24 protein-coding genes, 2 tRNA genes and 1 pseudogene are annotated in these 22,888 nt (G+C 61.6%); 21 read left to right on the top strand and 6 right to left on the bottom strand.

The features are described from left to right. Positions 1 to 72 precede the first annotated feature (72 nt). From ACE3O2_RS03535 to ACE3O2_RS03520, 4 genes and pseudogenes are all read left to right on the top strand, one after another. Entirely contained in the window at positions 73 to 498 is a 426-nt protein-coding gene (locus tag ACE3O2_RS03535; RefSeq protein WP_374334821.1) for a hypothetical protein, read from the top strand. Positions 499 to 800: 302 nt separating this feature from the next. After that, positions 801 to 1,517, top strand: a complete 717-nt coding sequence (locus ACE3O2_RS03530; RefSeq protein WP_374334820.1) for an SDR family oxidoreductase — start codon at positions 801 to 803, stop codon at positions 1,515 to 1,517. 36 nt (positions 1,518 to 1,553) lie between these two features. After that, positions 1,554 to 1,835 (top strand): annotated as a pseudogene (locus ACE3O2_RS03525) (MarR family winged helix-turn-helix transcriptional regulator); the annotation flags it as partial. Positions 1,836 to 1,918: 83 nt separating this feature from the next. Then, positions 1,919 to 2,335, top strand: coding sequence for a hypothetical protein (locus ACE3O2_RS03520; protein ID WP_168876472.1), 417 nt, complete (start codon positions 1,919 to 1,921; stop codon positions 2,333 to 2,335). 13 nt (positions 2,336 to 2,348) lie between these two features. On the opposite strand, the gene ACE3O2_RS03515 is transcribed toward ACE3O2_RS03520, so the two are convergent. Together ACE3O2_RS03515 and ACE3O2_RS03510 are read right to left on the bottom strand one after the other, a co-directional pair. After that, positions 2,349 to 3,032: a DsbA family protein gene (locus ACE3O2_RS03515; RefSeq protein WP_374334819.1), complete on the bottom strand. Its 684-nt coding sequence runs from the start codon at positions 3,030 to 3,032 to the stop codon at positions 2,349 to 2,351. Between the two features lie 47 nt (positions 3,033 to 3,079). After that, a complete protein-coding gene (locus ACE3O2_RS03510) occupies positions 3,080 to 3,940 on the bottom strand; it encodes an MBL fold metallo-hydrolase (protein ID WP_374334818.1) in 861 nt (286 codons plus the stop codon). 116 nt (positions 3,941 to 4,056) lie between these two features. Here ACE3O2_RS03510 and ACE3O2_RS03505 point away from each other — a divergent pair, with 116 nt between their 5' ends. Continuing rightward, positions 4,057 to 4,947 (top strand): LysR family transcriptional regulator, encoded by an 891-nt coding sequence (locus tag ACE3O2_RS03505; RefSeq protein ID WP_374334817.1) that lies wholly within the window; start codon positions 4,057 to 4,059, stop codon positions 4,945 to 4,947. A gap of 6 nt (positions 4,948 to 4,953) precedes the next feature. Here ACE3O2_RS03505 and ACE3O2_RS03500 read toward each other — a convergent pair whose 3' ends face one another. Beyond that, positions 4,954 to 5,784, bottom strand: coding sequence for a hypothetical protein (locus ACE3O2_RS03500; RefSeq protein ID WP_374334816.1), 831 nt, complete (start codon positions 5,782 to 5,784; stop codon positions 4,954 to 4,956). A 46-nt stretch (positions 5,785 to 5,830) separates the two neighbouring features. Here ACE3O2_RS03500 and ACE3O2_RS03495 point away from each other — a divergent pair, with 46 nt between their 5' ends. From ACE3O2_RS03495 to ACE3O2_RS03455, 9 genes are all read left to right on the top strand, one after another. Continuing rightward, entirely contained in the window at positions 5,831 to 6,982 is a 1,152-nt protein-coding gene (locus tag ACE3O2_RS03495) for a hypothetical protein (RefSeq protein ID WP_374334815.1), read from the top strand. 29 nt (positions 6,983 to 7,011) lie between these two features. Further along, entirely contained in the window at positions 7,012 to 8,232 is a 1,221-nt protein-coding gene (locus ACE3O2_RS03490; RefSeq protein ID WP_374334814.1) for a toxic anion resistance protein, read from the top strand. After that, the gene (locus tag ACE3O2_RS03485) at positions 8,232 to 9,818 is read left to right on the top strand and encodes a substrate-binding domain-containing protein (protein ID WP_374335524.1); all 1,587 of its coding nucleotides are present in this window, start codon (positions 8,232 to 8,234) and stop codon (positions 9,816 to 9,818) included. The genes ACE3O2_RS03490 and ACE3O2_RS03485 overlap by 1 nt, the downstream gene beginning before the upstream one ends. Positions 9,819 to 9,820: 2 nt before the next feature. Then, positions 9,821 to 10,432, top strand: a complete 612-nt coding sequence (locus ACE3O2_RS03480; RefSeq protein WP_374334813.1) for a hypothetical protein — start codon at positions 9,821 to 9,823, stop codon at positions 10,430 to 10,432. Positions 10,433 to 10,508: 76 nt separating this feature from the next. Further along, a tRNA-Lys gene (locus tag ACE3O2_RS03475) sits at positions 10,509 to 10,584 on the top strand. A 48-nt stretch (positions 10,585 to 10,632) separates the two neighbouring features. Further along, a tRNA-Lys gene (locus ACE3O2_RS03470) sits at positions 10,633 to 10,708 on the top strand. Between the two features lie 143 nt (positions 10,709 to 10,851). After that, a complete protein-coding gene (locus tag ACE3O2_RS03465) occupies positions 10,852 to 11,187 on the top strand; it encodes an ArsR/SmtB family transcription factor (RefSeq protein ID WP_374334812.1) in 336 nt (111 codons plus the stop codon). 37 nt (positions 11,188 to 11,224) lie between these two features. After that, positions 11,225 to 11,725: an arsenate reductase ArsC gene (locus tag ACE3O2_RS03460; RefSeq protein ID WP_374334811.1), complete on the top strand. Its 501-nt coding sequence runs from the start codon at positions 11,225 to 11,227 to the stop codon at positions 11,723 to 11,725. A 17-nt stretch (positions 11,726 to 11,742) separates the two neighbouring features. Further along, on the top strand, positions 11,743 to 12,393 hold the full coding sequence (locus tag ACE3O2_RS03455) for an aquaporin (RefSeq protein WP_374334810.1): 651 nt from the start codon (positions 11,743 to 11,745) through the stop codon (positions 12,391 to 12,393). A gap of 5 nt (positions 12,394 to 12,398) precedes the next feature. On the opposite strand, the gene ACE3O2_RS03450 is transcribed toward ACE3O2_RS03455, so the two are convergent. Then, positions 12,399 to 12,896, bottom strand: a complete 498-nt coding sequence (locus ACE3O2_RS03450; protein WP_374334809.1) for a DUF1003 domain-containing protein — start codon at positions 12,894 to 12,896, stop codon at positions 12,399 to 12,401. Between the two features lie 111 nt (positions 12,897 to 13,007). Here ACE3O2_RS03450 and ACE3O2_RS03445 point away from each other — a divergent pair, with 111 nt between their 5' ends. After that, positions 13,008 to 13,592 (top strand): hypothetical protein, encoded by a 585-nt coding sequence (locus ACE3O2_RS03445; protein ID WP_374334808.1) that lies wholly within the window; start codon positions 13,008 to 13,010, stop codon positions 13,590 to 13,592. Positions 13,593 to 13,598: 6 nt separating this feature from the next. Here the strand turns inward: ACE3O2_RS03445 and ACE3O2_RS03440 are convergent, their stop codons facing one another. After that, positions 13,599 to 14,288: an ArsR/SmtB family transcription factor gene (locus ACE3O2_RS03440; RefSeq protein WP_374334807.1), complete on the bottom strand. Its 690-nt coding sequence runs from the start codon at positions 14,286 to 14,288 to the stop codon at positions 13,599 to 13,601. A gap of 72 nt (positions 14,289 to 14,360) precedes the next feature. On the opposite strand from ACE3O2_RS03440, the gene ACE3O2_RS03435 reads away from it, so the two are divergent. Together ACE3O2_RS03435 and ACE3O2_RS03430 are read left to right on the top strand one after the other, a co-directional pair. Next, positions 14,361 to 15,521 carry a cytochrome P450 gene (locus tag ACE3O2_RS03435; RefSeq protein ID WP_374334806.1) on the top strand — a complete coding sequence of 387 codons (1,161 nt, stop codon included), beginning with the start codon at positions 14,361 to 14,363 and terminating at the stop codon, positions 15,519 to 15,521. Continuing rightward, entirely contained in the window at positions 15,518 to 15,898 is a 381-nt protein-coding gene (locus ACE3O2_RS03430; protein ID WP_374334805.1) for an antibiotic biosynthesis monooxygenase, read from the top strand. Before ACE3O2_RS03435 ends, ACE3O2_RS03430 begins: the two co-directional genes overlap by 4 nt. Here the strand turns inward: ACE3O2_RS03430 and ACE3O2_RS03425 are convergent. Continuing rightward, on the bottom strand, positions 15,853 to 16,506 hold the full coding sequence (locus ACE3O2_RS03425; protein WP_374334804.1) for a DUF2238 domain-containing protein: 654 nt from the start codon (positions 16,504 to 16,506) through the stop codon (positions 15,853 to 15,855). The two genes, ACE3O2_RS03430 and ACE3O2_RS03425, sit on opposite strands and share 46 nt — an antisense overlap. Positions 16,507 to 16,619: 113 nt before the next feature. On the opposite strand from ACE3O2_RS03425, the gene ACE3O2_RS03420 reads away from it, so the two are divergent. From ACE3O2_RS03420 to ACE3O2_RS03405, 4 genes are all read left to right on the top strand, one after another. Further along, positions 16,620 to 17,558 carry a threonine/serine dehydratase gene (locus ACE3O2_RS03420; protein ID WP_374334803.1) on the top strand — a complete coding sequence of 313 codons (939 nt, stop codon included), beginning with the start codon at positions 16,620 to 16,622 and terminating at the stop codon, positions 17,556 to 17,558. Positions 17,559 to 17,575: 17 nt separating this feature from the next. Further along, positions 17,576 to 18,115 carry a CNP1-like family protein gene (locus ACE3O2_RS03415; RefSeq protein ID WP_374334802.1) on the top strand — a complete coding sequence of 180 codons (540 nt, stop codon included), beginning with the start codon at positions 17,576 to 17,578 and terminating at the stop codon, positions 18,113 to 18,115. Between the two features lie 117 nt (positions 18,116 to 18,232). Continuing rightward, positions 18,233 to 19,342 carry a DUF6765 family protein gene (locus ACE3O2_RS03410; protein WP_374334801.1) on the top strand — a complete coding sequence of 370 codons (1,110 nt, stop codon included), beginning with the start codon at positions 18,233 to 18,235 and terminating at the stop codon, positions 19,340 to 19,342. Between the two features lie 21 nt (positions 19,343 to 19,363). Next, positions 19,364 to 22,861 (top strand): GMC oxidoreductase, encoded by a 3,498-nt coding sequence (locus ACE3O2_RS03405; RefSeq protein ID WP_374334800.1) that lies wholly within the window; start codon positions 19,364 to 19,366, stop codon positions 22,859 to 22,861. Positions 22,862 to 22,888 lie beyond the last annotated feature (27 nt).

The raw sequence follows: 22,888 nt of genomic DNA, 5'->3' as shown, positions 1-22,888 counted from the left end.
TCATTCTGAATACGCTAATATGTTAACGCTGGTCATCAGGGACCTGTCTGGAACTTAAAAATGCTCCTACGCATGACCTTACTGCTCTTCATGACCTTTTCTGTAGAGGCCTATGCTGCGTGGTGCAAAGAGCCTGCGCTTGGATACTATCGATTTGACAACCCCATGTGTCGATTTTTCCGAGGAACTCGCTTGTATCGCGAGCAACGCTTTTCTGAAGCATCCATACAGTGGCAAGCCATTTTGAAAGATCGCCATTTTCCTGTTGAATTTGAGCCTTTGCGTTATGACGCCATGAACAATGTGGGATACCTCTACTATATGGGGCTTGGTGTCAAAGCCGATAGGAATCGTGCGGTTGATGAGTTTTGGCGTCCTGCCCACAAAGCTGGGCACGAAGAAGCCACGTTTCACCTATGTCACGTGTATGCAGACGAACAATCACCACTGGCCTTAGGTTACTGCAGAGAGGCACTGCGCAGATATAAAGCCATTTGAAGCAGTGATAACGAAACACTGCGGTCAGTGCGGGCTTACATCAACCGCCTGGAGCACAAATGACATACCGGATTGCGCTGGAAGTTGCCTGTTCTCATGTTGTGCTGAGATGGCAATCACCTGGTACTGGTTCTTTGCTTCGTGGGGTTGAGTGTAACCACGGATTTTCCTTATGTGGACCCGCAAAGCAATGCCCATGATGGGTTGGTTCCGGACTGACCCGCCCTCGTGGCGGGTTTTTACAATCCCACAACAGCCTCATCCGCCATGCTGTGTGCTTTCCAGAGCAGGGCAGGGCGGTGATGCAGACTTCCGGATTGCGGGTCGTGGTGACGGGGGCCAGCCGGGGCATTGGTCTGGCGCTGGCGCGGCAGTTTCATCAGGCCGGTAATCCGGTGGTGCTGGTCGGGCGGGATGAGGCGGCGCTGCAGCAGGCGGTGGCCAGCCTGCCGGGCGCGCAGTATGCCTGCGCTGACCTGAGCCGGATGGCGGACTGCCTGCAACTGGTGGCGCGCTTTCCGGATGTGCAGGTACTGGTCAATAACGCCGGGGTGCAATGTGCCGGCGCGCTGGATGACCTCACGCCACAGGCGCTATGCGATGAACTGCAAACCAATCTGCTGGCCCCCATGCTGTTGACGCAAGCTTGGCTGCCGCAGCTGCGGCAGCAGCCGGTGGCGGCGGTGGTGAATGTCTGCTCGGTATTGGGCTGGGTGCCGAAGCCTTCTGCCGTGAGCTACTGCGCCAGCAAGGCGGGCTTGCTCAACTTCAGCCAGGGGCTGCGTGCGCAGTTGGCGGGGAGCTCGATTCGGGTATTCGAGCTGGTGCCACCGCTGGTGGATACCGCCATGACCCAGGGGCGGGGACAGGGCAAGCTCAGCCCGGAGCAGGTGGCAGCCGCATTCTGGCATGGCTGGCAGCGGGACCAGTGGCAGATTCATATCGGCAAAGCCCGGCTGGCCCGCCTGCTGGTGCGCTGGTTGCCCACCGTGGCAAGGCGGGTGTTAAGCCGCAGCTAGCCATTCTTGCGCTGGTTCGAGTAGCAGCAGGAGCCGCCAACCCAGGCCCGGCTGGTGGCGCATACCCGTATCGACAAGATGACGCTGTCCAAGGCCATCCGCAAACTGGAAGACATGGGGCTGGTGGCGCGGGTACCGTCTGCCTCTGATACCCGGGCGGTTGAGGTTGGCTTTACCGAGTCTGGCAGGCAGCTGATTCATGCGGCCATCCTGGCGGTGGAGCGAACGGACGAAGCCTTCTTTTCACGGCTGGATGCCGGACAGCTGGCGGACTGGAAGCGGCTGATCCGCAGCCTGCTGACGGGTGGGGCACTGTGAAGAATGTGTAACGGGGCCGGCACGGGGTATGCCCTTGTCCTGTGTTACAGTGCTGGGGGTCTTGAACAGGGGTAGGGTTACCGATGTTGATGTCGCTACTGATGAGTGGTGTGGTGCTGGCTTCAGGCTATAACGTAGACCCGAAGCCCCTGCCGCAGACCCTGCTGTACACCCGGCTGGCCAAGGGCTGTGAAGAGGTGTCGCTGCAAGGCTGGAAGCACCCGGTCAAAGGTGTATTTGAGCACAATCGCGTCAAACTCTATCGGGTGCAGCTGTGCAACGAGCGCAAGTACCCGGTGTTTTATGTCGATGTGCCGTATGACCCGCAAGGGCAGACCGGGGACTACTTCTGGCCATTGTACGAATCCCTGCGCAAGGCCAACGGTGGCTGGCCGCTGTCACTGGTGGCGGTCAACAACAACACCGTGATCATGCTGACCTGGCGCAAGGATGGTGTGGCCCTGCCGGAGTTTGAATTTTACAAACCGGACCCGGCCTGACCCTCCCACAGGCTCATCGCGGCAGGCACTGATCGGCGTCACACAGCAAGCCGGGCTCGCCAGCGGGCAGCGGAAAGCGCTCTGCCAGCCAGGCGGACCAGGCGTCCCCCTTTCCCATGAAGGGCGACAGCTCGATGCGTTGCCACTGACCCTCCTGCTCCAGCACCAGCGTCGGGAAACCGCGACCACCTGCGCGGGCCAGCTGCTGGCGGCTGGCCGCAACATGGCTCAGCGTTGGATCGCCGGATTGCGCCTGCCAGGCGTGCACGAAGTCGGCTTCCAGCAAACCGATCTGCACCGCTTGCTCGCGCAGCACCTCGGGGTCGGCAATACGGCGGCCTTCGACAAAGTGGGCATATTGCAGCTGCGCCAGCAAGTCCAGCCCGCGTCCGCCCAGGCTGTCTGCCGCCAGCAGGGCGGTGGTGGGGGGCTCGGAATCAAATACGGCGTGCGGGTCTTGCAGCAGGCCATCCCGATAGGCGGCACTGAAGGGCTGACCGGTCAGTGCGGCGATGCGGTCATCGTGTGACAGCACAAAGTCACGCAAAGCCGGGGTAACCGGCTGTCGCTGTGCGCCCATCATCATGCCGCCCGCGTGCAGCACCATCGGCAGGTGCTGGCGTGCGGCCTTGATCAGTGGCGCGGCACCGTAGCACCAGCCACAGAAGGGGTCCAGAAAGTAGTGCAGGGTTGCCATGGTGTAGTCCTTGTCTGGGGGCAGCGGCAGGCCGCTGCCCCTTTGTCTTACCAGGGCATTTCGCCCTTGTTGACCTTGGCACCGATTTCCAGCGACAGCATGCCGGTGGCCGCAGGCCATTGCTGCTTCATGCGCTGGATGACGGTAGCACCGTCTTTGCCTTCCTGCAGCGCGGTTTCATAGCTTTGCAGATAGTCGCGGGTGAAGCGGATGGCGCTGGCGTCCAGTGCACTGCCCGGCTTCATGTGGCCCGGTACGACAGATTGTGGTTGCAAGGCCTGCATCTCGTCCAGCTGGGCACGCCAGGCGGAGCGCAGCGCCGGGGTGGCAGTGTCGGCAGTCCATACATGCCACTGGTTGAATACGGCCACATTGCCCGCAAGGGTACGGATCGACGGAATCCACACATAGGGGCGATGTGCCAGCGGGCCCGTGGTGCCACGGATTTCAATGGCTTCACCATCCAGCGTCAGGCGGTTGCTGTTCAGCACCTTGGGCAATACTGGCTGCTGTGGCGCATTCTTGCCCATCTTCGGGCCCCAGAATTCCAGCTTGTACTTCAGTTTGCTGCGGATCACCTCCAGCACGGCCGGTGTGGCTACCACTTCCGCTTGCGGAAACTGGGCGTGCAGCACTTCCACGCCAAAGTAGTAGTCCGGATCGGCCTGGCTCACCAGAATGGTTTTCAGGGTACGGCCACTGTCGAGCACGTTGGCGGCAATGCGCAGGGCGTCGGCGCGGGTAAACCCGGCGTCGATCACCATGGCTTCATGGTCGCCATAAACCAGGGTGGAGTTGGCGTTGAAGCTGTTGTCGTCGGCACTGTACACCTTGATCTGCAGCGGCGCAGCGTGCAGGGTGGCAGACAGGGCCAGCAGGGTGGCGGTGAACAACAGACGGGGTTTCATGGTGTTTCCTTTCGCAGTAAGGCGGTCAGCGACCGTATGGCGTTACTTTATTTGTGAATTAAATTGCAATAAACAGCGATATAATGAATGGACTGTTTACTAATTCGAGTAAATCAATGGACCGCCTCACTGCCATGCGGGTGTTTGTGGAGATTGTGGATAGCGGTAGCATCACGCTGGCAGCGGAGCGGCTGTCGCTGTCGCGGGCCATGGTGTCACGCTATCTGGCTGATCTGGAGGGGTGGTTGCAACTGCGCTTGCTGCACCGGACCACCCGCCGCCTGAGTTTGACCGAAGCCGGGGCGGAGGCTTTGCAGCACTGCCGCAGCATGCTGGCGCTGGAGGCGCAGGTGCAGGGGGTGGCCGGGGCGTTGCGGCAAACCCCGCAGGGGCGCTTGCGACTGACCACCAGCGCCTCACTGGCTGATGCCTATCTCACCGAGGCGATGGCGCGCTTCCTGCAACACTACCCCGGTATTCATATTGAATTGCTGGTATTGGAGCGGGCGGTGAATCTGGTGGAGGAGCGGGTGGACCTTGCCTTGCGCATCACCAACCAGCTGGATGAGCAGCAGCACGCTCGCTTGCTGGGGCGGTGTCACTCGGTGCTGTGCGCTTCACCCGACTATCTGGCCCGGCATGCGCCGCTCGAGATGCCGCAACAGTTACAGCTGCATCAGTGCATTACACACGCATACGTCGGCCGCAGTGAGTACCTGCTGTACCGGGGGCAGGACAGCGTGCGGGTGCCGGTTGGCGGGCGGCTACACAGCAATGAAACGCTGATTACCCGCCGCGCGGCCCTGGCGGGGGCCGGTATCGCACAACTGCCCATGTATCTGGTGCAAACCGATTTGCAGCAAGGTCGTCTGCAGGCCGTCCTGCCCGAATGGTCGCCTGCTACCTTAGGCGTTTACGCCCTCTACCTGAACCGGCAACACCAGCCGCTCAGTTTGCGCCTGCTGCTGGACTTTCTGGCGGCGGATATGGCAGGGCGGGTGCTTTAACCTTACTTAGCGGTAGGTTTCATCATAAGGATGCTCACCCGGCTTGCCCAACCAAGGCGTCAGCTCGGACAGGCTGAGGGCGGAGGTGGTGAATTCCTGTCGCACATTTGAAAGTCCCTCACACTCTGGATTGACCTGCGGCTGCAGGGCGATGTTTCCCAGATAGTCCACGGCATAGTGACTACCCGTTGGCGTAATCTGCAAAATACCCTGGGTGAGCGCTACGGTGCAGTCGTGCCGAGGCCAGGCTGAGCCACCGTTTGAGAAGACTGCTTGGATGCGGGATTGTGGCGTGAGTGTGACTTTGAGCGGCTTGGTCGGCAGCCCATCGGGTAACCAAACAGTGAGCTTGGCATAGCTTTCATCATCATGCGTCAGCACACCACCCGGGTCGAACTTGCGGTAAGCCAGGATCGCACCTTGCCCCGGCTGGATGTGGTGCAGCATAAAGCCAAACCACTCCTGATATTTGACCGGTGGTGAGGCGGTGTATAAAGCGCTTTGCTGGGCTAATCGTGCCTCCAGATGGTGGAGGCCATCCCGATCCACCAGTTGGGCATGCTCAATATGAAAGCTGTCTGTGCGGCTGAAGCTTTTGTAGATCAGCAGCATAACCAGCAAGGCCAGTAGTAGCAAAAAAGCGCGGAAGGCCCAGCGCAGGATCGTGAACAGCATGTTCAGCATAGGGTTAGATGCGTGATGAGTGGGGCAGGCTTGCAGTCTATGGATGCGGTGGCTTGAAAACAAGGCCAGACTCCCCCATCTGATCAGGCAATGTTTCAGCCTGCACGCAGCGGTCAGTCTTTCTGCTATTGTTGTGCCGTCATGGCTGCGCAACCGGCTTGTGCGCTAATGGCTTCTACATGGAAAGGGATGGGACGGCATGGGACGCAAGATACTCGGGGTCATTCTCTCGCTGGCACTGCTGCTGGCGGTAGCAGCCGGGATCTGGAAATCCACGCGGGGTGCGGCGGGTGCTGGCGATGAAGCCTCGATGGTGCCCGCTTCGGTGCCTGCTGGCGCCATGGCCACCACCGCACAAGTCCCTGCCAACTGCAATACGGTATCCGTGCTGACCGGCTCTGCCAAGTTTGCCTACCTGCAGGATGCGCGGGTGATTGCGCGGCTGCAGAAAGAAAACCTGTGCCTGCAGCTCACCAAGAGTGGCAGCTTCAAGGATGATCTGCCCAAGCTCAGTAATTTTGACGCCATCTGGCCCGCTGGCGCCAATGCCGCGCTGGACGTGCAGCAAGGCCTGAAGGGGCAGCCGGGGGTGACGGCGCAGCCCGTATTCTCCACCCCGCTGGTGATGGCCAGCTGGTCCCCGCTGTTGCCTGTGCTGTCGTCCAACGGTCTGCTGGAAACCCGTGACGATGTGCCCAATCTGCTGCTGGACAAGACCCTGCCGCTGATGCTGGAAGGCAAGCGTTGGAACCAGCTGCAGAATAATGCCGTATTCCCGGTCAACAAGGGCATCCTGGTCAATACCCCCGATCTGCGCAAATCCAATACCGGCATGCTGTACATTGCCCTGCTGGCCTGGGTGCGCAATCACGGCGAAGTCCCCGCCAATAGTGAGGCGGCGGTGAAGCTGGCGAACGAGCTGGCACCGTTGATGACCCGGCAAGGTTTTCAGGAAGGCACGCTGGCCGGGCCGTTTGAAGACTACATTGGTCAGGGCATGGGCAAGGCACCGCTGGTGCTGATCTACGAATCCCAGTTTGTTGAAGCCAAGCGGCAGGGCAAGCTGCGCGACAAGCATGTGCTGATCTACCCGCGCCCCAGCCTGGTGCTCAAGCACATCTGGGTGTCCCGCAGCAACGCTGGCCAGCGGGTGGGCCAGCTGCTGGCCACCGATCCGGACCTGCAGAAGATTGCGGCAGAGTATGGTTTCCGCACCAACGACCCCAAGGTGTTTGAGGCGGCCATGCAATCCATCAAGCTGCCTGCGCCCGAGCTGATTGAACTGGCCGACATGCCGGCGACCCACGTGCTGGATGCCATGCAGGACGCTATCGTAGCCCGATTTGAATGAGTAGTGCTGACCAGGAAAGGATCACCCCCGTGACTGTTGAGACCCAGACCGCTGCCGCGCCCGTTATCCAGGCCATTCCGGAATTCAACCTGCCCACCTTGCAGCTGGAGCCGCCAGAAGTGATCCAGCCGGTCAAGCCGGAGCAGATACCGGGTGCCGTGAAGCTGCCGGACGAGATGCAGGCGCGCATCAAGGAGCAGCTGGATGGCTTCATGCAGGCGCTGCTGAGTGGCGACCCGAAAACCCCGGAATTCCAGAGCCAGCTGGACAAGGCATTCTCGGTCGGGCGCAAGGAGATCGAAACCGCCACCACGCTGAGCAACAGTTTCACCGAGCGTAACCTGATCGGTCTGGAAGACGATCCCGCCTCCAAGGCGCTGCTGGAATTGCGCGGCTTGTTTGATGACCTGAACCCGGCCCGCCAGGGTGACCTGTTCGCCCCGACCCGTTTCCTCGGCATCCCGATTCCGTTTGCCAAGAAGCTGAATGCCTATCTGCGCCGTTATCAGGGGGCAGGTGAGCAGATCACCAAGTTGACCGAGCAGTTGCTGGAGGCCAAGGATGCCATCCGGGGAGACATTGCCGAGCTGGATGTGGCGCGCCAGCAAATGTGGGCGGCGCTGGAAAAGCTGGAAGGGGTGGCTTTCTTCATCCGCTCGCTGGACGAGCGGATGAGCGCCGAGATCGACCGCATCAAGCCGAATGACGCCGACCGCGCCAAGGTGCTGGAGCAGGAAGTGCTGTTCTATATCCGCCAGAACCTGGCGGATGTGCAAACCTCGCAAGCGCTGTCCATCAATGCCTACGCGGTATTGGGTGAGCTGAAGAAGACCGGGCGTGAGGTGGTGAATGCTTGCGACCGCATGGCGACCATTGGCCGTGCTGCACTCACTGTAGCGGTGACGCTGGCGCGTGCGACCGATCGCCAGCAGAAGACCATGGAGATGGTGCAGGCTACCCAGAAGACCATTGAAGACTTGATCGTGCATACCGGGGTGGCCCTGAACGAGCACGTCAACATGACCACCCGCTTTGCCCAGGACCCGGCGCTGGGGGTGAAAACCCTGCAAACCATGTTTGACCAGACCTTCAAGGCAATGGACACCATGGACAACTATCGTACCCAGGCGCTCGCCACCATGGCGGAGAACAACCGTCTGATCAAGGCGCAGATCGACACGGCGCGTAAACGGCTGGATATGGACCCGAACAAGCCGGGTGCGCAAGCCGAGCAGGGCATTACGCTGTGATGCGCCGGGCGTGGCGGTATCTGCAATGGGGGCTGCTGGCCGTGCTGGCAGCCAGTCTGCTGGCGTGCGACAAGACTTCGTCACCCGACGCCTCGCAAGATGCCGCTGCGCCAGATGCCTCCTGGCCGGTATTTCGCATTCTGGCGGGCTCGGAGCTGAAGGACATGGTGCCCTTGCTGCAGCAGTTCGGGCAGCAGAACAAGGTCAACATCCAGCTCGAATACAGCGGTACGCTGGATGCGGTGGACCAGCTGCAGGAGCAACCGGATCGCTATGATGCCGTCTGGGTGTCGCATGGCAAGTACATGCAGCTGATTCCGGAAGCGCGGCAGCTGATCGCCCAATCGGAAAAAACCATGTACTCCCGCGTGGTGCTGGGGGTGAAGCCGGAAGTGGCGGCGAAGCTTGGCTGGAAGTCCGGTCAAGTGGGCTGGCGGGACGTGATTGCAGCGTCTGAGCAAGGCAAGTTCCGCTTCGCCATGAGCAACCCGACCTCGTCCAATACCGGCTTTGTCGCGCTGGTGGGGCTGGCGACGGAGCTGTCCGGCAAGGCCGATGCCCTGCAGGTGAGTGATGTGCCGTCTGAGCAACTGAAAGCCCTGTTCAAGGGGCAGTCGCTCGCCAGTGGCTCCAGTGGTCTGCTCGCCGAGAAGCTGGCAGCCACACCGGCGGCGGCCGATGGCATGGTCAACTACGAATCCGTCATCAAGGGCATGGCGGCGCGTGGTGTGCCGCTGCAGGTACTGTTGCCGAAGGAAGGGGTGATCACGGCGGACTATCCCCTGATGCTGCTGAAATCCTCCAAACAAGCGACTACCTACAAAGCGCTGCTGACCTGGCTGCGTAGCGCGGAAATCCAGAAGCAGATTGCGGCGACCACCCAGCGTACCCCGCTCACCGGCGGGGATGATGGCGACGTGGTGGTCAACGAATTGCCCTTCCCGGGGTCACGTGCGGTGGTGGATGCCATCCTGCGTGGCTATCTGGATAACTACTCACGACCGGTCAGTACCTTCATCCTGTTTGACCAGTCGGGCTCGATGAGCCGGGATGATCGCATCGGCATCGCCCGCAAAGCCTTGCTGACGCTGGTGCAGGACGACAATACCGTGACAGGCCGCTTTGCCACCTTGCGCGAACGTGAGCAGCTGTTCCTGTTGCCCTTCAGCCACGTGATCGACCCCATGCTGTCCTTCGAGATGGGTAAGGACAGGGACGCCAACCGAGTCATCATGCAACAGTTTGCTTATAACGTGGATTACCTGCAGGCCGGTGGCGGTACCGCCATCTACGACACCTTGCTCAAGGCTTATCCGGAAGCGCTGAAGCTGGCCAAATCGGGTGAGCGCAATGTCGCCATCATCCTGCTCACAGACGGAGAGAATGCAGATGGCAGTGAGTTCAGCGACTTCCAGCAAAAGTTGCAGCAGTGGGGTGGGGGCAAGGTGCCGGTTTACCCGATCCTGTTTGGCGAATCCGATGAGGGTGAGATGAGCCAGCTGGCAAGCCTGACCGGCGGACAGACCTTTGATGCGCGCAAGACGCCACTCTCCAAAGTGTTCAAGAAGATAAGGGCCAATCAGTAACCATGGGCTGGCGACGTTTCTTTTATTCTACCGCCAATCTGCTGGGGTTGCTGGCAGCGATTGCGGTACTGGGCTTGTACCTGGCGGGTATTCTGCGGGCCCCGAACTGGATGGTGTGGGGCATGGTGGCAGGGGCCTATATCGGCACGCTGGTGCTGGTGGTGACGCTGACACCGCCGCCACCGATGACCCTGCCGGAAAACCTGAAAACCCAGCAGGCGCTGGAGTGGCTGCGCGAGCATGCCCTGCCACGCCTGCCGCCGGACACCCAGCCTGCGCTGCAGCATATCCTCGACAAAGCCCAGCAGATGCTGCCACGGATCAAGGAGCTGGAAGTGGCGGGGGATGTTGCCCCAGAGGCCCGTCATCTGATCAAGCAGACCCTGCTCAAGCATCTGCCGACTTCGATCGAGAGCTATCTGCGGCTGCCGCCGATGTACGCCCGCATGAAAAAGCAGGGCAAGTCTCCGCATGACCTGCTGTTGCAGCACTTTGAGCTGATGCACAACGCCATGGATGAACTGGAGGACAAGCTCTATGCTGGCGACCTGCAGCAGATGCAGGTACAAAGCCGCCTGCTGGAGCAGCAGTTCGGGGAAAAGCTGACCTTCTGAGCCGCCGACACAAAGTAGGTGGCGGCCTGTTGACAAGAAGCTAAAGCGACCGTATCATCTCGCTTCTCTTGTTTGAGGGTCGTTAGCTCAGTCGGTAGAGCAGCGGACTTTTAATCCGTTGGTCGCAGGTTCGAGTCCCGCACGACCCACCAAAAACAGGGTAATATGTCGGGGTCGATCAGCAATGGCCACGACAATTTGGGTGATTAGCTCAGTTGGTAGAGCAGCGGACTCTTAATCCGTAGGTCGAGTGTTCGAGCCACTCATCACCCACCAGTATTCAAGCGGCCCACAGCAATGTGGGCCGTTTTCTTTTGTGCTGATCAAATCATTCCTGCGTGTTTTATTCTCGATGAGCCCGATTGGGCTGAGGCAAAACCCTTTACGTTAAACAATATTTCAATTATTATAGAAATATCATGAAAAGTCCGATCGTTGCTGCTTTGTCGGCGCTGGCACACGAAGCCCGCCTCGCCATTTTTCGTGCCTTAGTGCAGGCCGGGCCTGCGGGGCTGGCTGCCGGGAAAATCGGTGAGCTGGTGGGCATGCCGCCTTCTTCGGTGTCGTTCCATATGAAGGAATTGACGCTGGCGCAGATGGTGAGCTCGCGGCAGGAAGGACGCTTTGTCATCTATGCCGCCAACTTTGCCACCATGAATGCCCTGCTGGCCTACCTCACCGAGAACTGCTGCAGTGGTGCGAGCTGCTGTGCGCCTGTGGGTGCGCCGGGTTGCGCCGAGCCGGGGCAGCCGTGATCCCTTCTGTTTTTCTTTAAACCTGAGTGTACTCATCATGATCGACCATCCCATGCATGTGCTGGTGCTGTGCACCGGCAACTCGGCCCGCAGCATCATGGCGGAAGCCCTGATCACCACCTTGGGCCAAGGCCGTTTTCGTGCCTGGAGTGCCGGCAGCTTTCCCACCGGGAAGGTGAACCCGTTTGCGGTGGAGCAGGTGGCCGCAATCGGCTACCCGACCGATGCCTTGCGCAGTAAAAGCTGGGATGAGTTCGCCGGACCAGATGCGCCGCGCATGGATTTCATTGTGACGGTGTGTGATAACGCGGCAGGCGAAGTGTGCCCGGTGTGGCCGGGGCAGCCGATTTCGGCGCACTGGGGGTTTGAGGACCCGGCAGCCGTAGCTGGCAGTGATGAGGAGCGGCGTGCGGCGTTCAGCAAGGTATTTGCGCAGATTCGTGCCAAGGTACAGCGCTTTGTGGACCTGCCGGTGTCCAGCATGGAACGGGACACTGTATTGCGCGAGATGCGGGCGATTGGCGAGATGTCAGTATGACGCTGGGCCGGAGACTGGTGGCGGAGGCCCTCGGGACCGCATTCCTGCTGGCGGTGGTGGTGGGGTCCGGCATCATGGGCGAGCGGCTGGCCAGTGGCAGCGTGGGGTTGGCATTGCTGGCCAATACGCTGGCGACGGGGGCAGGGCTGCTTGCCCTGATCCTGACCTTCGGACCGGTGTCCGGCGCGCATTTCAACCCGGTGGTGAGCCTGGTAGCGGCGTGGCAAGGACAACTGCGTGGGGCCGAATTACCGGGCTATGTGCTGGTGCAGGTACTGGGAGCCTTGACTGGCGTGGCGGCCGCCCATCTGATGTTTGGCGAGCCGCTGTTCTCAGCTTCCCTGCACGCCCGCAGTGGCCTGGCGCAATGCTGGAGCGAAGGCGTGGCCACCTTTGGCCTGATGGGGGTGATTCTTAGCTGCTCGCGGCACCGACCGGGCATCACCCCGTTTGCGGTGGCGGCGTACATCACGGCGGCCTACTGGTTTACCTCGTCCACCTCCTTTGCCAACCCGGCGGTAACGCTGGCACGGGCGCTCAGCGATACTTTTGCCGGCATCCGCCCGCAGGATGTGCCGGGCTTCATCCTGTCGCAGCTGCTTGGCGCAGCGGCGGCGGCAGGGTTGTTCCGCTGGTTACTGAGTGAGCCTCAGCCTCCGCGCAGCTGAGGCCTTCAAGAGGGATCAGGCGTCGCGGTACTGCGCAGGATATGGCGGTGCAGCTCTTCGGTCAGGTGATCAATGCGTTCGGTCATTTGCCGGGTGGCTTGGGTCAGCTCAGTATTCAGCTTCAGCAATTCCATCATCTGCGATGAATGGCGGGCTGCCTCCAGCGCCAATGCTTCGCGGTGGCGCGCATCGGCGGTGGCGTGCGCCTTGTCGCGTTCGGCTTGTCGGGTTTGCGCCAGCAGGATCAGCGGTGCGGCATAAGCAGCCTGCACGCTGAAAGCCAGGTTGAGCAGGATAAAGGGGTAGGGGTCATAGTGCACCCAGCCTATCGCATTGGCAATGATCCACAGCACCACGCCGAGAGTCTGCACGCCGAGAAATAGCGGTGTACCAAAGAAGCGGGCGAAGGCTTCGGCACGCTGGCCAAAGCGGTCACTGCCGAAGGTTGGGTTCAGGTGGGCGTGCTCATGATGAAAGCGTAGAGGGTGCTCTTGTGGTTCCATGGTGGGCTCCAGTGGCAGGGCCACACCACTCTAGTCCGGCGGGCGGTGCAGGGCAAGCCTGGCACGGAGGTTGCTGGTCAGTCTCGCCTCAACCCTGAAAGCGAGCCCGTCATGAATCCGCTCTCGGCCTTGTCCAGCCTGTTCAGTACGGCTTACAGCAAACCCGCTTCGCGTGCGGCGGCAACGGTTGCCACCCCGGCGGCAAACCCTGCCAGCGTGACCCATATTTCGACCGAGGCCCAGGCACGGCTGGCTGCGGAGTCGGGTGTGAAATCCATTCATGAGGTAGCAGATAGCCTGTTGCTGCCCAGTGCCAGTAATGTCGAGACCATGCGTCAACGATCAGAGGGGCAAATGAAGACTGCGCTGGCAGCACACAACATCCCCTATGCGCCAGAGGCCTTGAGCTTTGATCAGGAAGGCAAGCTGATGCTGCCGGAGAACTACCCTTTCAAGGATGCCTTCAAGGCGATGCTCGCACAGAATCGGGAGCTGGACTGGAGTCTGCATACCACGGCTGCACTGGCCTCCCATCTGGCCGGGCTGGAGCAGGCGGGCGGCCTGCGTAGCGGCGCAGAGGCCGGAAAGGGGAAGTATGATGCCTTGCTCCCCGCGCTGCTGCAGGGCATGCCCCTGCTGCACTTTTCCAGCGAGGGGGCATTGCAGCTGTGGATGGACGGGGCGGTGCTGACCTGACCGGGATCAGTGCAGCGTCAGGCCAAAATGCTGTTGCAAGGCGTGCTGGCCTTGGCGGGTGAGCTGCAGGCGGCGGCTGTCGAGGTCTTGCTGTACCCACTGGCGCTGACGGGCCAGTTGCAGCAGCGCGGCGCCCAGTACCCCGCCCAGATGCGGGCGGCGCTCACTCCAGTCCAGGCAGGCGCAAGCCGGTTTGCGCCGAGGCTTGTTCACCGCCGCCCAGTCCAGCCCCAGTGCCTGCAAGGCATGCTGGCCGGTGGTTTGTAGCTGATAAGTCTCCGGGTTGCTGAGCCAGCCCAGTTCAAACAGGCGGTCGTGCAGGGCCACTGCCACGCGTCCGGCCATGTGGTCATAGCACGTACGCAAGTCCAGCAGATGGTGCGGTGTACTGGGCTGAAAGGGGGCAGCTGTGTGCCCGGCGACATTGAGCAGGGCCTCCAGGGCCCCTGCTGCCGGCCCGGCGCTGAGGCGATAGTAGCGGTGACGGCCTTGCACCAGACAGTCTATCCAGTGCTCCTGCTGCAAGCGTGCCAGATGGCTGCTGGCAGTAGAGGGGGCCACCTCGGCCACCGTGGCGAGCTCGGTGGCCGTGCGTGCGCGGCCATCGAGCAAGCTGCACAGCATGCGGGCACGGGCAGGCTCGGCCAGCGCAGCGGCGACTCGTGCCAGACGGGCATCTGCACTCTCATCATTCATGTTTCGATCTCCATCGAATCAAGCCGATGGGCCAGCATACACAATACGTCGGTGTTCGCAAAGAAAGCCTGAATGATGCCGATCCCTGAATTGCTTGACCTGCCAACCTTGGCCGATCCCTGGCCCCATTACACCCAGCTGAGGGCGCAGGGCGGTTTGCAGCATGATCCGCAGCGCGGTCTGTGGATCGCCAGCCGTGCTGAGGATGTGACTGCGGTACTGACCCATCCGGCGTGCCGGGTACGCCCGGCACAGGAGCCGGTGCCTGCCACTATTGCCGGAAGTCCGGCAGGTGAGGTGTTTCGCTGGCTGGTGCGCATGAACGATGCCACCCCTCACCCGGAGCTCAAACCGCTGCTGCAACAGCATCTGGCGCGGCTGGACCTGCAGCAGGTGGCGGCGCTATGCCAGGCGCGGGTGCGTGATCAGCGGGTGCTGCTGCAGGGTGCCGCGGGCTGGCAGCGTCTGGCATTTCACCTGCCGGTGCAGCTGGTAGGCGAGCTGCTGGGGTTTGCCCCATCCCAGGCGGCTTGCCTGCCCGCATGGATCGCGGCCTTTGTGGCTTGTCTGTCGCCATTGAGTACGACTACACAGTTACAGCAGGCCAGCGATGCTGCCACGCAGCTGAGCCTGGCAATGGACGGGCTGATGCAGCAGCCGCTGGCCGAAGGTACGCCGCTCGCAGCCTTGCAGCAGGCGATGCGTGCTGTGCCGGGGCTGCCGGATGCAGCACGCCATGCCAATCTGCTGGGCTTGCTGTCACAAACCTACGAAGCCACCGCAGCCCTGATTGGCCATGCCGCACTGGCTTGCCGGCAAGCAGGCGTGCCCTTGCATGATCCCGCGCGAGACTGGATGAGCTGGGTGGTGGAAAGCGCACGCTGCTATGGTCCGGTACAAAACACCCGCCGCTTTGTGGTGGAAGATGCCGAGGTTGCCGGGCAGCGGCTGCCTGCCGGGGCGGTGATTCTGGTATTGCTGGCTGCAGCCCAGCGTGATCCGGCGGCCAACCCGGAGCCGGACCGCTTTTGGCCGGAGCGGCCTGCACCCCGTTTGTTTGGCTTTGGGCATGGCGCGCATACCTGCCCAGGCCAGGCACTGGCGTTTACGCTGGCCAGCAACCTGTTGCGTGAAGCCGTGCCACTGCCCATGCCCGCACTGCCCCAATCTGTTTCTTACCTGCGCTCACTGAATGGGCGTATTCCTGACCTGCGCCAAGAGGTATCCCAATGATTGCCGTCATTTTTGAAGTCTGGCTGGATGAAGCCGAGCGTCCCCACTATCTGCAGCTGGCGGCTGAACTGGCCGCGCACTTGCAGCAGCAAGCCGGGTTTATCTCGGTGGAGCGTTTTGCCAGCCTAGTGTCCCCAGACAAATTACTCTCATTGTCCTTCTGGGAGGACGAGGCGGCGGTCGTGCGTTGGCGCAATCACCTCTCGCACCGGCAGACGCAAGCGGCTGGGCGGGCAGGGGTGTTTCGTGATTACCGCTTGCGGGTGGCCAGTGTGAGCCGGGATTATGGGCTGAACCAGCGGGCAGAGGCCCCGGCGGACAGCCTGCAACATCACGATGGTATGACCGCCCCTGATTCACGTGGCGCACGGGCATAACGCAACCCCCACAGCAGGCTACCGAGGGTGGCCAGCAGCATGTCCTTGTGGGCATCCCACATATCGCCCTGCTGGCCATTGTAGGCTTCGGCATCGTGGGGTGAGAGGCTGATGGCGATCAGCCACTCAAACCACTCATAGGCGACGCTGCTGACCACAATCAGCTGCACGGCGCGCCAGAAGCCTTGGCGGCTGACCCGCTGCCGCCCGGCGCTCAACACCCGGCTCAGGGCCGGGGTGAGGCAAGCTCCGTACATAAAATGTACCAAGCGATCGAAGTGGTTGCGCTGGCCGCCCAGCATGTCGGGCAGGGTGCTGCCGGTCAGCATCTGCCACCACTGCAGGTAGGGCACGTTGCTGTACAGCCAGCGGGCGGCCACGCTGTGCAGCATCAGGAACAGCAGGATGCCGCCGAGCTCGGTGGCGCTGAGCGGGTAGCGGCGCTGCAGCCAGGTCAGCCACAACAGGCCAACCAGCGTCAGGCTGTTGTGCAGGGCTTGCTCATACGGCCAGATCGGTTGCCACCAGCTGGCCAGCAGCACCAGCAGAAACAGGCTACTCCAGACCGCATGCCAGCGGCTGGCAAACCATGGACGCAAAATCGACATGCAAGCCCCCGCATCGAGAAAACGCGCAGTATAGCAGTCTGCCCTGCAAGGCTGTGGCAGACAGGGTAGAATCGGCACATTGCCGCTGTCGCGGCGCAGAACAGGACGACCCCGTGCCCGCACCTCTGCCAGTGACCCCCGATCTGATTCGTGAAGCAGCCGCCCGTATCCGCGGCTTTGTCCGTGAAACCCCGGTGTTGCGCCCAGGATTGGGCTGCTTTGGGCTGGATTTGGAATTGACGCTCAAACTGGAGCACCTGCAGCATGGTGGTTCGTTCAAGGCGCGGGGGGCGTTTAATACCCTGCTGTCGCAACCCGTACCGGCGGTCGGCGTGATTGCCGCCTCCGGGGGTAACCATGGCATTGCGGTGGCGCTGGCCGCGCAGCGTCTGGGGGCACAGGCGGAAATCTTTGTGCCTGCCGCTGCGCCTGCTGCCAAGGTGGAACGGCTGCGCGGTCTCGGTGCGACGGTGCACCTGCATGGTGCCAACTACGCCGAAGCGCTGGCCGCCAGCCAGCAACGTGCGGCGGAGACCGGCGCGTTGACCGTGCATGCTTACGATCAGGAATCTGTGCTGGCCGGGCAGGGTACGCTGGCGCAGGAGTGGGAGCAGCAATCCCAGCTGGATACCGTGCTGGTGGCGGTGGGCGGAGGCGGCTTGATCGGCGGGATGGCAGCCTGGTATGCGGGGCGGGTCAAAGTGGTGGCGGTGGAGCCCTTTACGGCGCCGACCTTGTTTGCCGCACGTCAGGCCGGGCAACCGGTGGATGTGGCGGTAGGCGGGGTTGCGGCGGATTCGCTGGGATCGCGCCGGATTGGTGAGCTGGCGTTTCCGGTCACCCAGCAGCATGTGGCGGCGGTGGTGCAGGTGGATGATGAAGCCATTCTGTCGGCACGCCGTGCACTGTGGCAGCAATGTCGCTTGCTGGTGGAGACCGGCGGGGCGACCGCACTGGCGGCCTTGCTCAGCGGGCAATACCAGCCGCAGCCGGGTGAGCGGGTCGGGGTGCTGCTGTGCGGGGCCAATACCGATCCCGCGACATTGATGTAAACAGGAGTAAGGTAGACATGACATTCCGTTGGATGGCCGCGCTGGTGTTGACCGGGCTGGCGATAACTGCGCAGGCTGAAGAAACCGACCTGATTGATGATACCGAGCAGCCGTGGGTGGAAGTGAAAGCTGCTTTGCCACCGTTTCCGGACAAGCCGGATTGGGTGCGCTTTACCGTCACTTCGGGTACCACCAACCAGTTCTTCATTGATGTCGGCAGCCTGCATGTCACGTCGGATGGGGTGGTGCGCTATACGCTGAAGGTGTTGAGCGAAAACGGGGCGGTCAACATTACCCGTGAAGGCATGCGCTGTGCCTCGCACGAGCAGAAACTGTACGCCATCGGTGACGACAGGACCCGTACCTGGCGTGAACCGCGCAACCCCAGCTGGCAGTTTTTCCGCAAGTGGGCGATCAATCGTCAGCTGAACGTGCTGTATGACGATTTCTTCTGCCCGGACCGCATCGCCGTGCGCAAGGTGAGTGATGCGGTGGAGGCCTTGCGGCGTGACCGGCCTATTGAAAGTCTGCTGAGCGGCTCGCACAAGTCGGACTGAGGCGCCCTGTCCGGATGGCCAGTCTTACCCCGCTGCGGCGGGGTTTTTCTTTGGCGAAGGCTGGTTTGCCATCAGGTTTTTGCCTATAACGACAGATCAGTACGCGGGGAGCAAGGCATGCAGATCGATTTTCACCATGGTGTGACCTGGGTGGTGGCCCGAATGGCAGGCTTCTCGTCTGAGGAGGCCGGTATCATTGCCCACAGTGCGCAGTATGTGGACGATGCCACCAACCAGGGCCTGATCCACTTTGATAACCGTATGCTGTACGAGCGGATTGCTTCCGCACACAAAATGCTGGACTACCGCAACTTTGACGAGCTGGCGGATCACTATGCGTGGATCCCGTTTCATTTTCTGCCGGGCAATGACGGGCTGGATACCCCGCTGACGACAACGGATGAGCACAGCTTCATTCGCCGCATGATCTGTCGCCCTGATAGTCCGCCCGCCCGCCGCATGGTGGCGGACCTGATCCGGCAGCGCGGGCAGACGCCGGATTTGCATCGGCTGGGGATTGTGCTGCATGTGTACGCGGATACCTGGGCGCATCAGGGATTTTGCGGCCTGCAGCATGCGGTCAACCGGGCCACCAAACTGCAGGATGAGCATGGCCATTCCCCACTCAGCCTGATCAAGCGCTTATCCGAGTACTTTCGGGAGCAGGTCGAAGCCTTGACCGGGGAGCTGGTCGGGGCGGTGTTGCCACTGGGGCATGGTGCGGCCTTGTCCTGGCCGGACTTGCCCTGGCTGCACTGGCGTTATCACAATGGCTGGGGGGAGGCGGTCGAGCGCAATAATGCCCAGGACTTTGCTGCGGCCGCACGGGCGCTGTATGTGGCCTGTTGCCGTTATCGCGCAGGTGATCCGGATCTGGCGGTGACGCTGCCGGATTTCAGCGCACTGGACCAGCTGTTGTGGCAGACGCAGGATGAAGACGGTGAGGTCCGCCATCAGGTCTGGCTGGATGCCATTGCGCACGGCCGTTTCCATGATGCCAGCGGTGAACCAATCAAGGAAAGACTGACCTATCTGGCCAAGGGGCCAGGCTCGTGGAAGGCGCAGGCCTTGGGCGAGCTGGCAGAGGTGCAGCCGAAAGGGCAGGTTTATCCGTGGACCCCGGCTTTCCAGCACAGCCACTGGAAACGCTTTCATGATGCATTGTTACGGCACCGGCAATATGTGCTGCTGGAGCTGCTGCCGGGCTATGGCCTGTTGGCAGCCTGATCGTTCAAGAAAGGGAATACCATGTCGCAATCTGGCCTGATTCGTTTGTCACTGCCCATTGATCGCCTGCAAGCCCATTATGATGCTGTGGTGGTCGGTAGCGGCTATGGTGGCGGGGTGGCGGCATCGCGTCTGGCGCGCATGCGCCGTAGCGATGGCAGTGCGTTGAGCGTGTGCGTGCTGGAGCGGGGCGCAGAGCTGCAACCCGGCGAGTATCCGGATACAGTCGGAGAAGCAGCAGGGCAGTTCCAGTGGCGCAAGGGCGGGCTCTCGGGCGGTCGGTCAACCGCACTGTATGACCTGCGCCTGCATGACGACATGCACGTGTTTCTGGGCTGTGGCCTGGGCGGCACCTCGCTGGTGAACGCCAACGTGTCGCTGGAAGCGGACCCCCGCGTGTTTGACCATCCTCGCTGGCCTGCCGTCTTGCGGCAGGATGAGTCAGGACGCAAGGCAGGGTATCAGCGTGCACGCGACATGCTGAAGCCGCAGCCTTATCCGGCAGACCGGCCCACACCCGCCAAACTGCAGGTGCTGCAGCAGATGGCCGACAGCCTGCCCGCCAGCTGTACGCGACCACCGATCAATGTCAATTTCACGGTGGATGGCCCCAATCATGTGGGCGTGATGCAGCAACCCTGTACCGGCTGTGGCGATTGTGTGTCCGGCTGTAATGTATCGGCCAAAAATACCACACTGATGAACTACCTGCCGGATGCCCGCAACCACGGTGCGGAAATCTATTGTGAGGTGCAGGTCCATCACCTGGCCTGGGATGCCGCGCAGCAGCGTTGGCAGGTCTACTATCAGTTGCTGGATACTGGGCGTGACCGGTTTGGTGACGAACTGCTGTGTCTTACCGCCAGTCAGGTGGTACTGGGTGCGGGCAGCCTGGGGTCTACCGAGATCCTGTTGCGCTCGCGCCAGCAGGGCTTGCCCTTGTCTGCGCAGCTGGGTCAGCACTTCACGGGTAATGGTGACGTGCTGGCGTTTGCCTATAACTTGGAGCAACGCGTCAATGGTATCGGTGACGGTACCCGTGCGCCGGATCTGGCGGATCCGGTGGGGCCTTGCATTACCGGCTTGATTGACCAGCGTGGCAGCAGTCAGGTGCAGGAGGGCTACGTGATTGAAGAGGGTAGCCTGCCCGGCGCCATGGCCAGCCTGTTGCCCGCGGCATTTGCCGCTGCTGACGCTACCCTGGCGGAGAGCCCGGATGATGGCATGCTGGCTGCTGCCCGCCGCCAGCTGCGCGAAACAGAAAGCGTGATTCTGGGTGCCTACCATGGTGCGGTTCAGCATACCCAGACCTATCTGGTGATGAGCCACGATGGCGCGGGAGGCCGCCTGGCGCTGGATGCGGAAGACCGGGTGCAGGTAGTGTGGCCACAGGTGGGTGAGCTGCCGGTATTCCAGCGCGATAATGCGGTGCTGCGTGACCTCAGTTTTGCCGAGGGTGGCGAGTTCGTGCGGAACCCGATGTGGACGTCGTTGCTGGACAAAGAGCTGATCACCGTGCATCCGCTGGGCGGGTGTGGCATGGGGGAGCGGGCAGAGCAGGGGGTGGTCAACCATCTGGGGCAGGTGTTTGCCGGCGAGCAGGGCGACAGCGTCCACCCGGGGCTGTTTGTACTGGATGGGGCCATCATGCCGACCTCGCTGGGGGTGAACCCCTTGTTCACCATCACGGCGCTGGCGGAACGCAGCCTGATGCTGTGGGCTACTCAGCAAGGCTGGACGCTGGATGTCAGCCTGCCTTCCCATCCGGCCACACCGCTTGCGCCGCCGCCGGTGGGTATCCGCTTTACGGAAACCATGAAGGGCTATTTTTCGACTGCGGTGAAGCAGGCGGATGCCGCCGGTTTTCAGCAGGGTTACCTGCAGGGTGAGGCCGCAGCTTCGCCGCTGTCCTTTACCTTGACCATCGAGAGCGATGACCTGACGCAACTGCTGGATGAGCCCGCGCATCGGGCAGGCCTGATCGGTACCGTACAGGCCCCCGCCCTGTGTGCAGAGCCCTTGACCACCAGCCATGGCCGTTTCCAGCTGCTGACGGATAATGCCGAGCAGGTGGATACCCGCAATATGCGCTACCAGATGCAGCTGCATGCGCCGGATGGGCGCAGCTGGTTTTTCTCGGGTGAGAAAATCATCCGCGATGATCCGCTGTTTGACATGTGGGCCGATACCACCACCCTGTATGTCAGCGTGCACGAAGGGCTGGACGCGCAAGCGCCGGTGCTGGGGGTGGGTATCCTGCATATCCAGCCGCTGGACTTCCTCAAACAGATGCAAACCCTGCAGGTATTGCATGCCAGCAGCGTCAGTGAGCGCTTGTCTGCCATGGCCCGCTTTGGACGCTTCTTCGCGGGCAAGCTGGTGGACAGCTACCTGGGCGGCTTGACCCATTATCCTTTTGGCAGCAGCGAGGTGGACGATACCCGTTTGCGCAAGAAGCGGGCGCTGCGAGTCCCGCTGCCCCAGCTTTACCCGGTACAGACCGATGATGGCGTCACTCTGCGGCTGAGTCGCTACCGGGGGGGCGACAAGGGGACGGTGTTGCTGGGACACGGGCTGGGGGTCGCCAGTACCATTTTCTCGCTCGATACCATCGACACCAACCTGCTGGAATATCTGTATGCGCATGGCTACGACGTCTGGCTGCTGGATTTCCGCGCCAGCATTGCCCTGCCATCCTGTCGTACCCCCTTTACCGGTGATGATGTGGCGCGACGCGACTGGCCGGCGGCGGTCGCCAAGGTGTGTGCCTTGACCGGACAGGACAGCATTCATGTCATCGGCCACTGCTTTGGGGCCAGTACGCTGTTCATGGCGATGGCGGCAGGCATGCCTGGCGTGCGTTCCGCCCTGTTCTCACAGGTGGCCGGACATGTGAAGGCACCGTTCTCCAACCGCTTGCGGGCAGGCTTGCACTTGCCGGAAGCGCTGGAGGTGCTCGGGGTGGATACCCTGGATGCCTTTGTCGACAAGGACCCGGGCTGGTTCAGCCGCCTGTATGACATGGCCTTGACACTGAATCCGGCCATTCCGCGTGACGAGGGCTGCCATAGTGCGGTGTGCCATCGAATCAGCTTCATGTATGCCCTGCTGTATGAGCATGCGCAACTGAATGAGTTGACCCACGATACGCTAGGCGAATGGTTTGGTATTGCCAACATCGAAAGTATTGCCCACCTCGCACGAATGGTGCGGGAGGGCAAGGTGGTGGCCGCTGATGGTGAGGATGTGTACTTGCCGGAAGAGGCCGAGGCGCGAGCCAGGGTGCTGCAGCATTTCCACAAACCTGTCAGTTTCATTCACGGTAGCGAAAATGCCTGCTTCTTGCCGGAAAGTACGGCACTGACTTACGACATGCTGTGTGAAACTTTTGGCAGCAGCCTCTACCAGCGCACGGTGATCGACGGTTACGGCCATATCGACTGCATCTTTGGCAAGCAGGCGGCGCAGGACGTCTATCCACACATCCTGGCCCATTTGCAGCGGAGTACGGCGGGCTAGCGGCTGTACCACCGGCCAGTGCCTGAC

It is taken from the genome of Leeia sp., assembly GCF_041909055.1.
Lineage (GTDB): Bacteria > Pseudomonadota > Gammaproteobacteria > Burkholderiales > Leeiaceae > Leeia > Leeia aquatica.
This window is presented reverse-complemented; position numbering and strand designations above follow the sequence as displayed.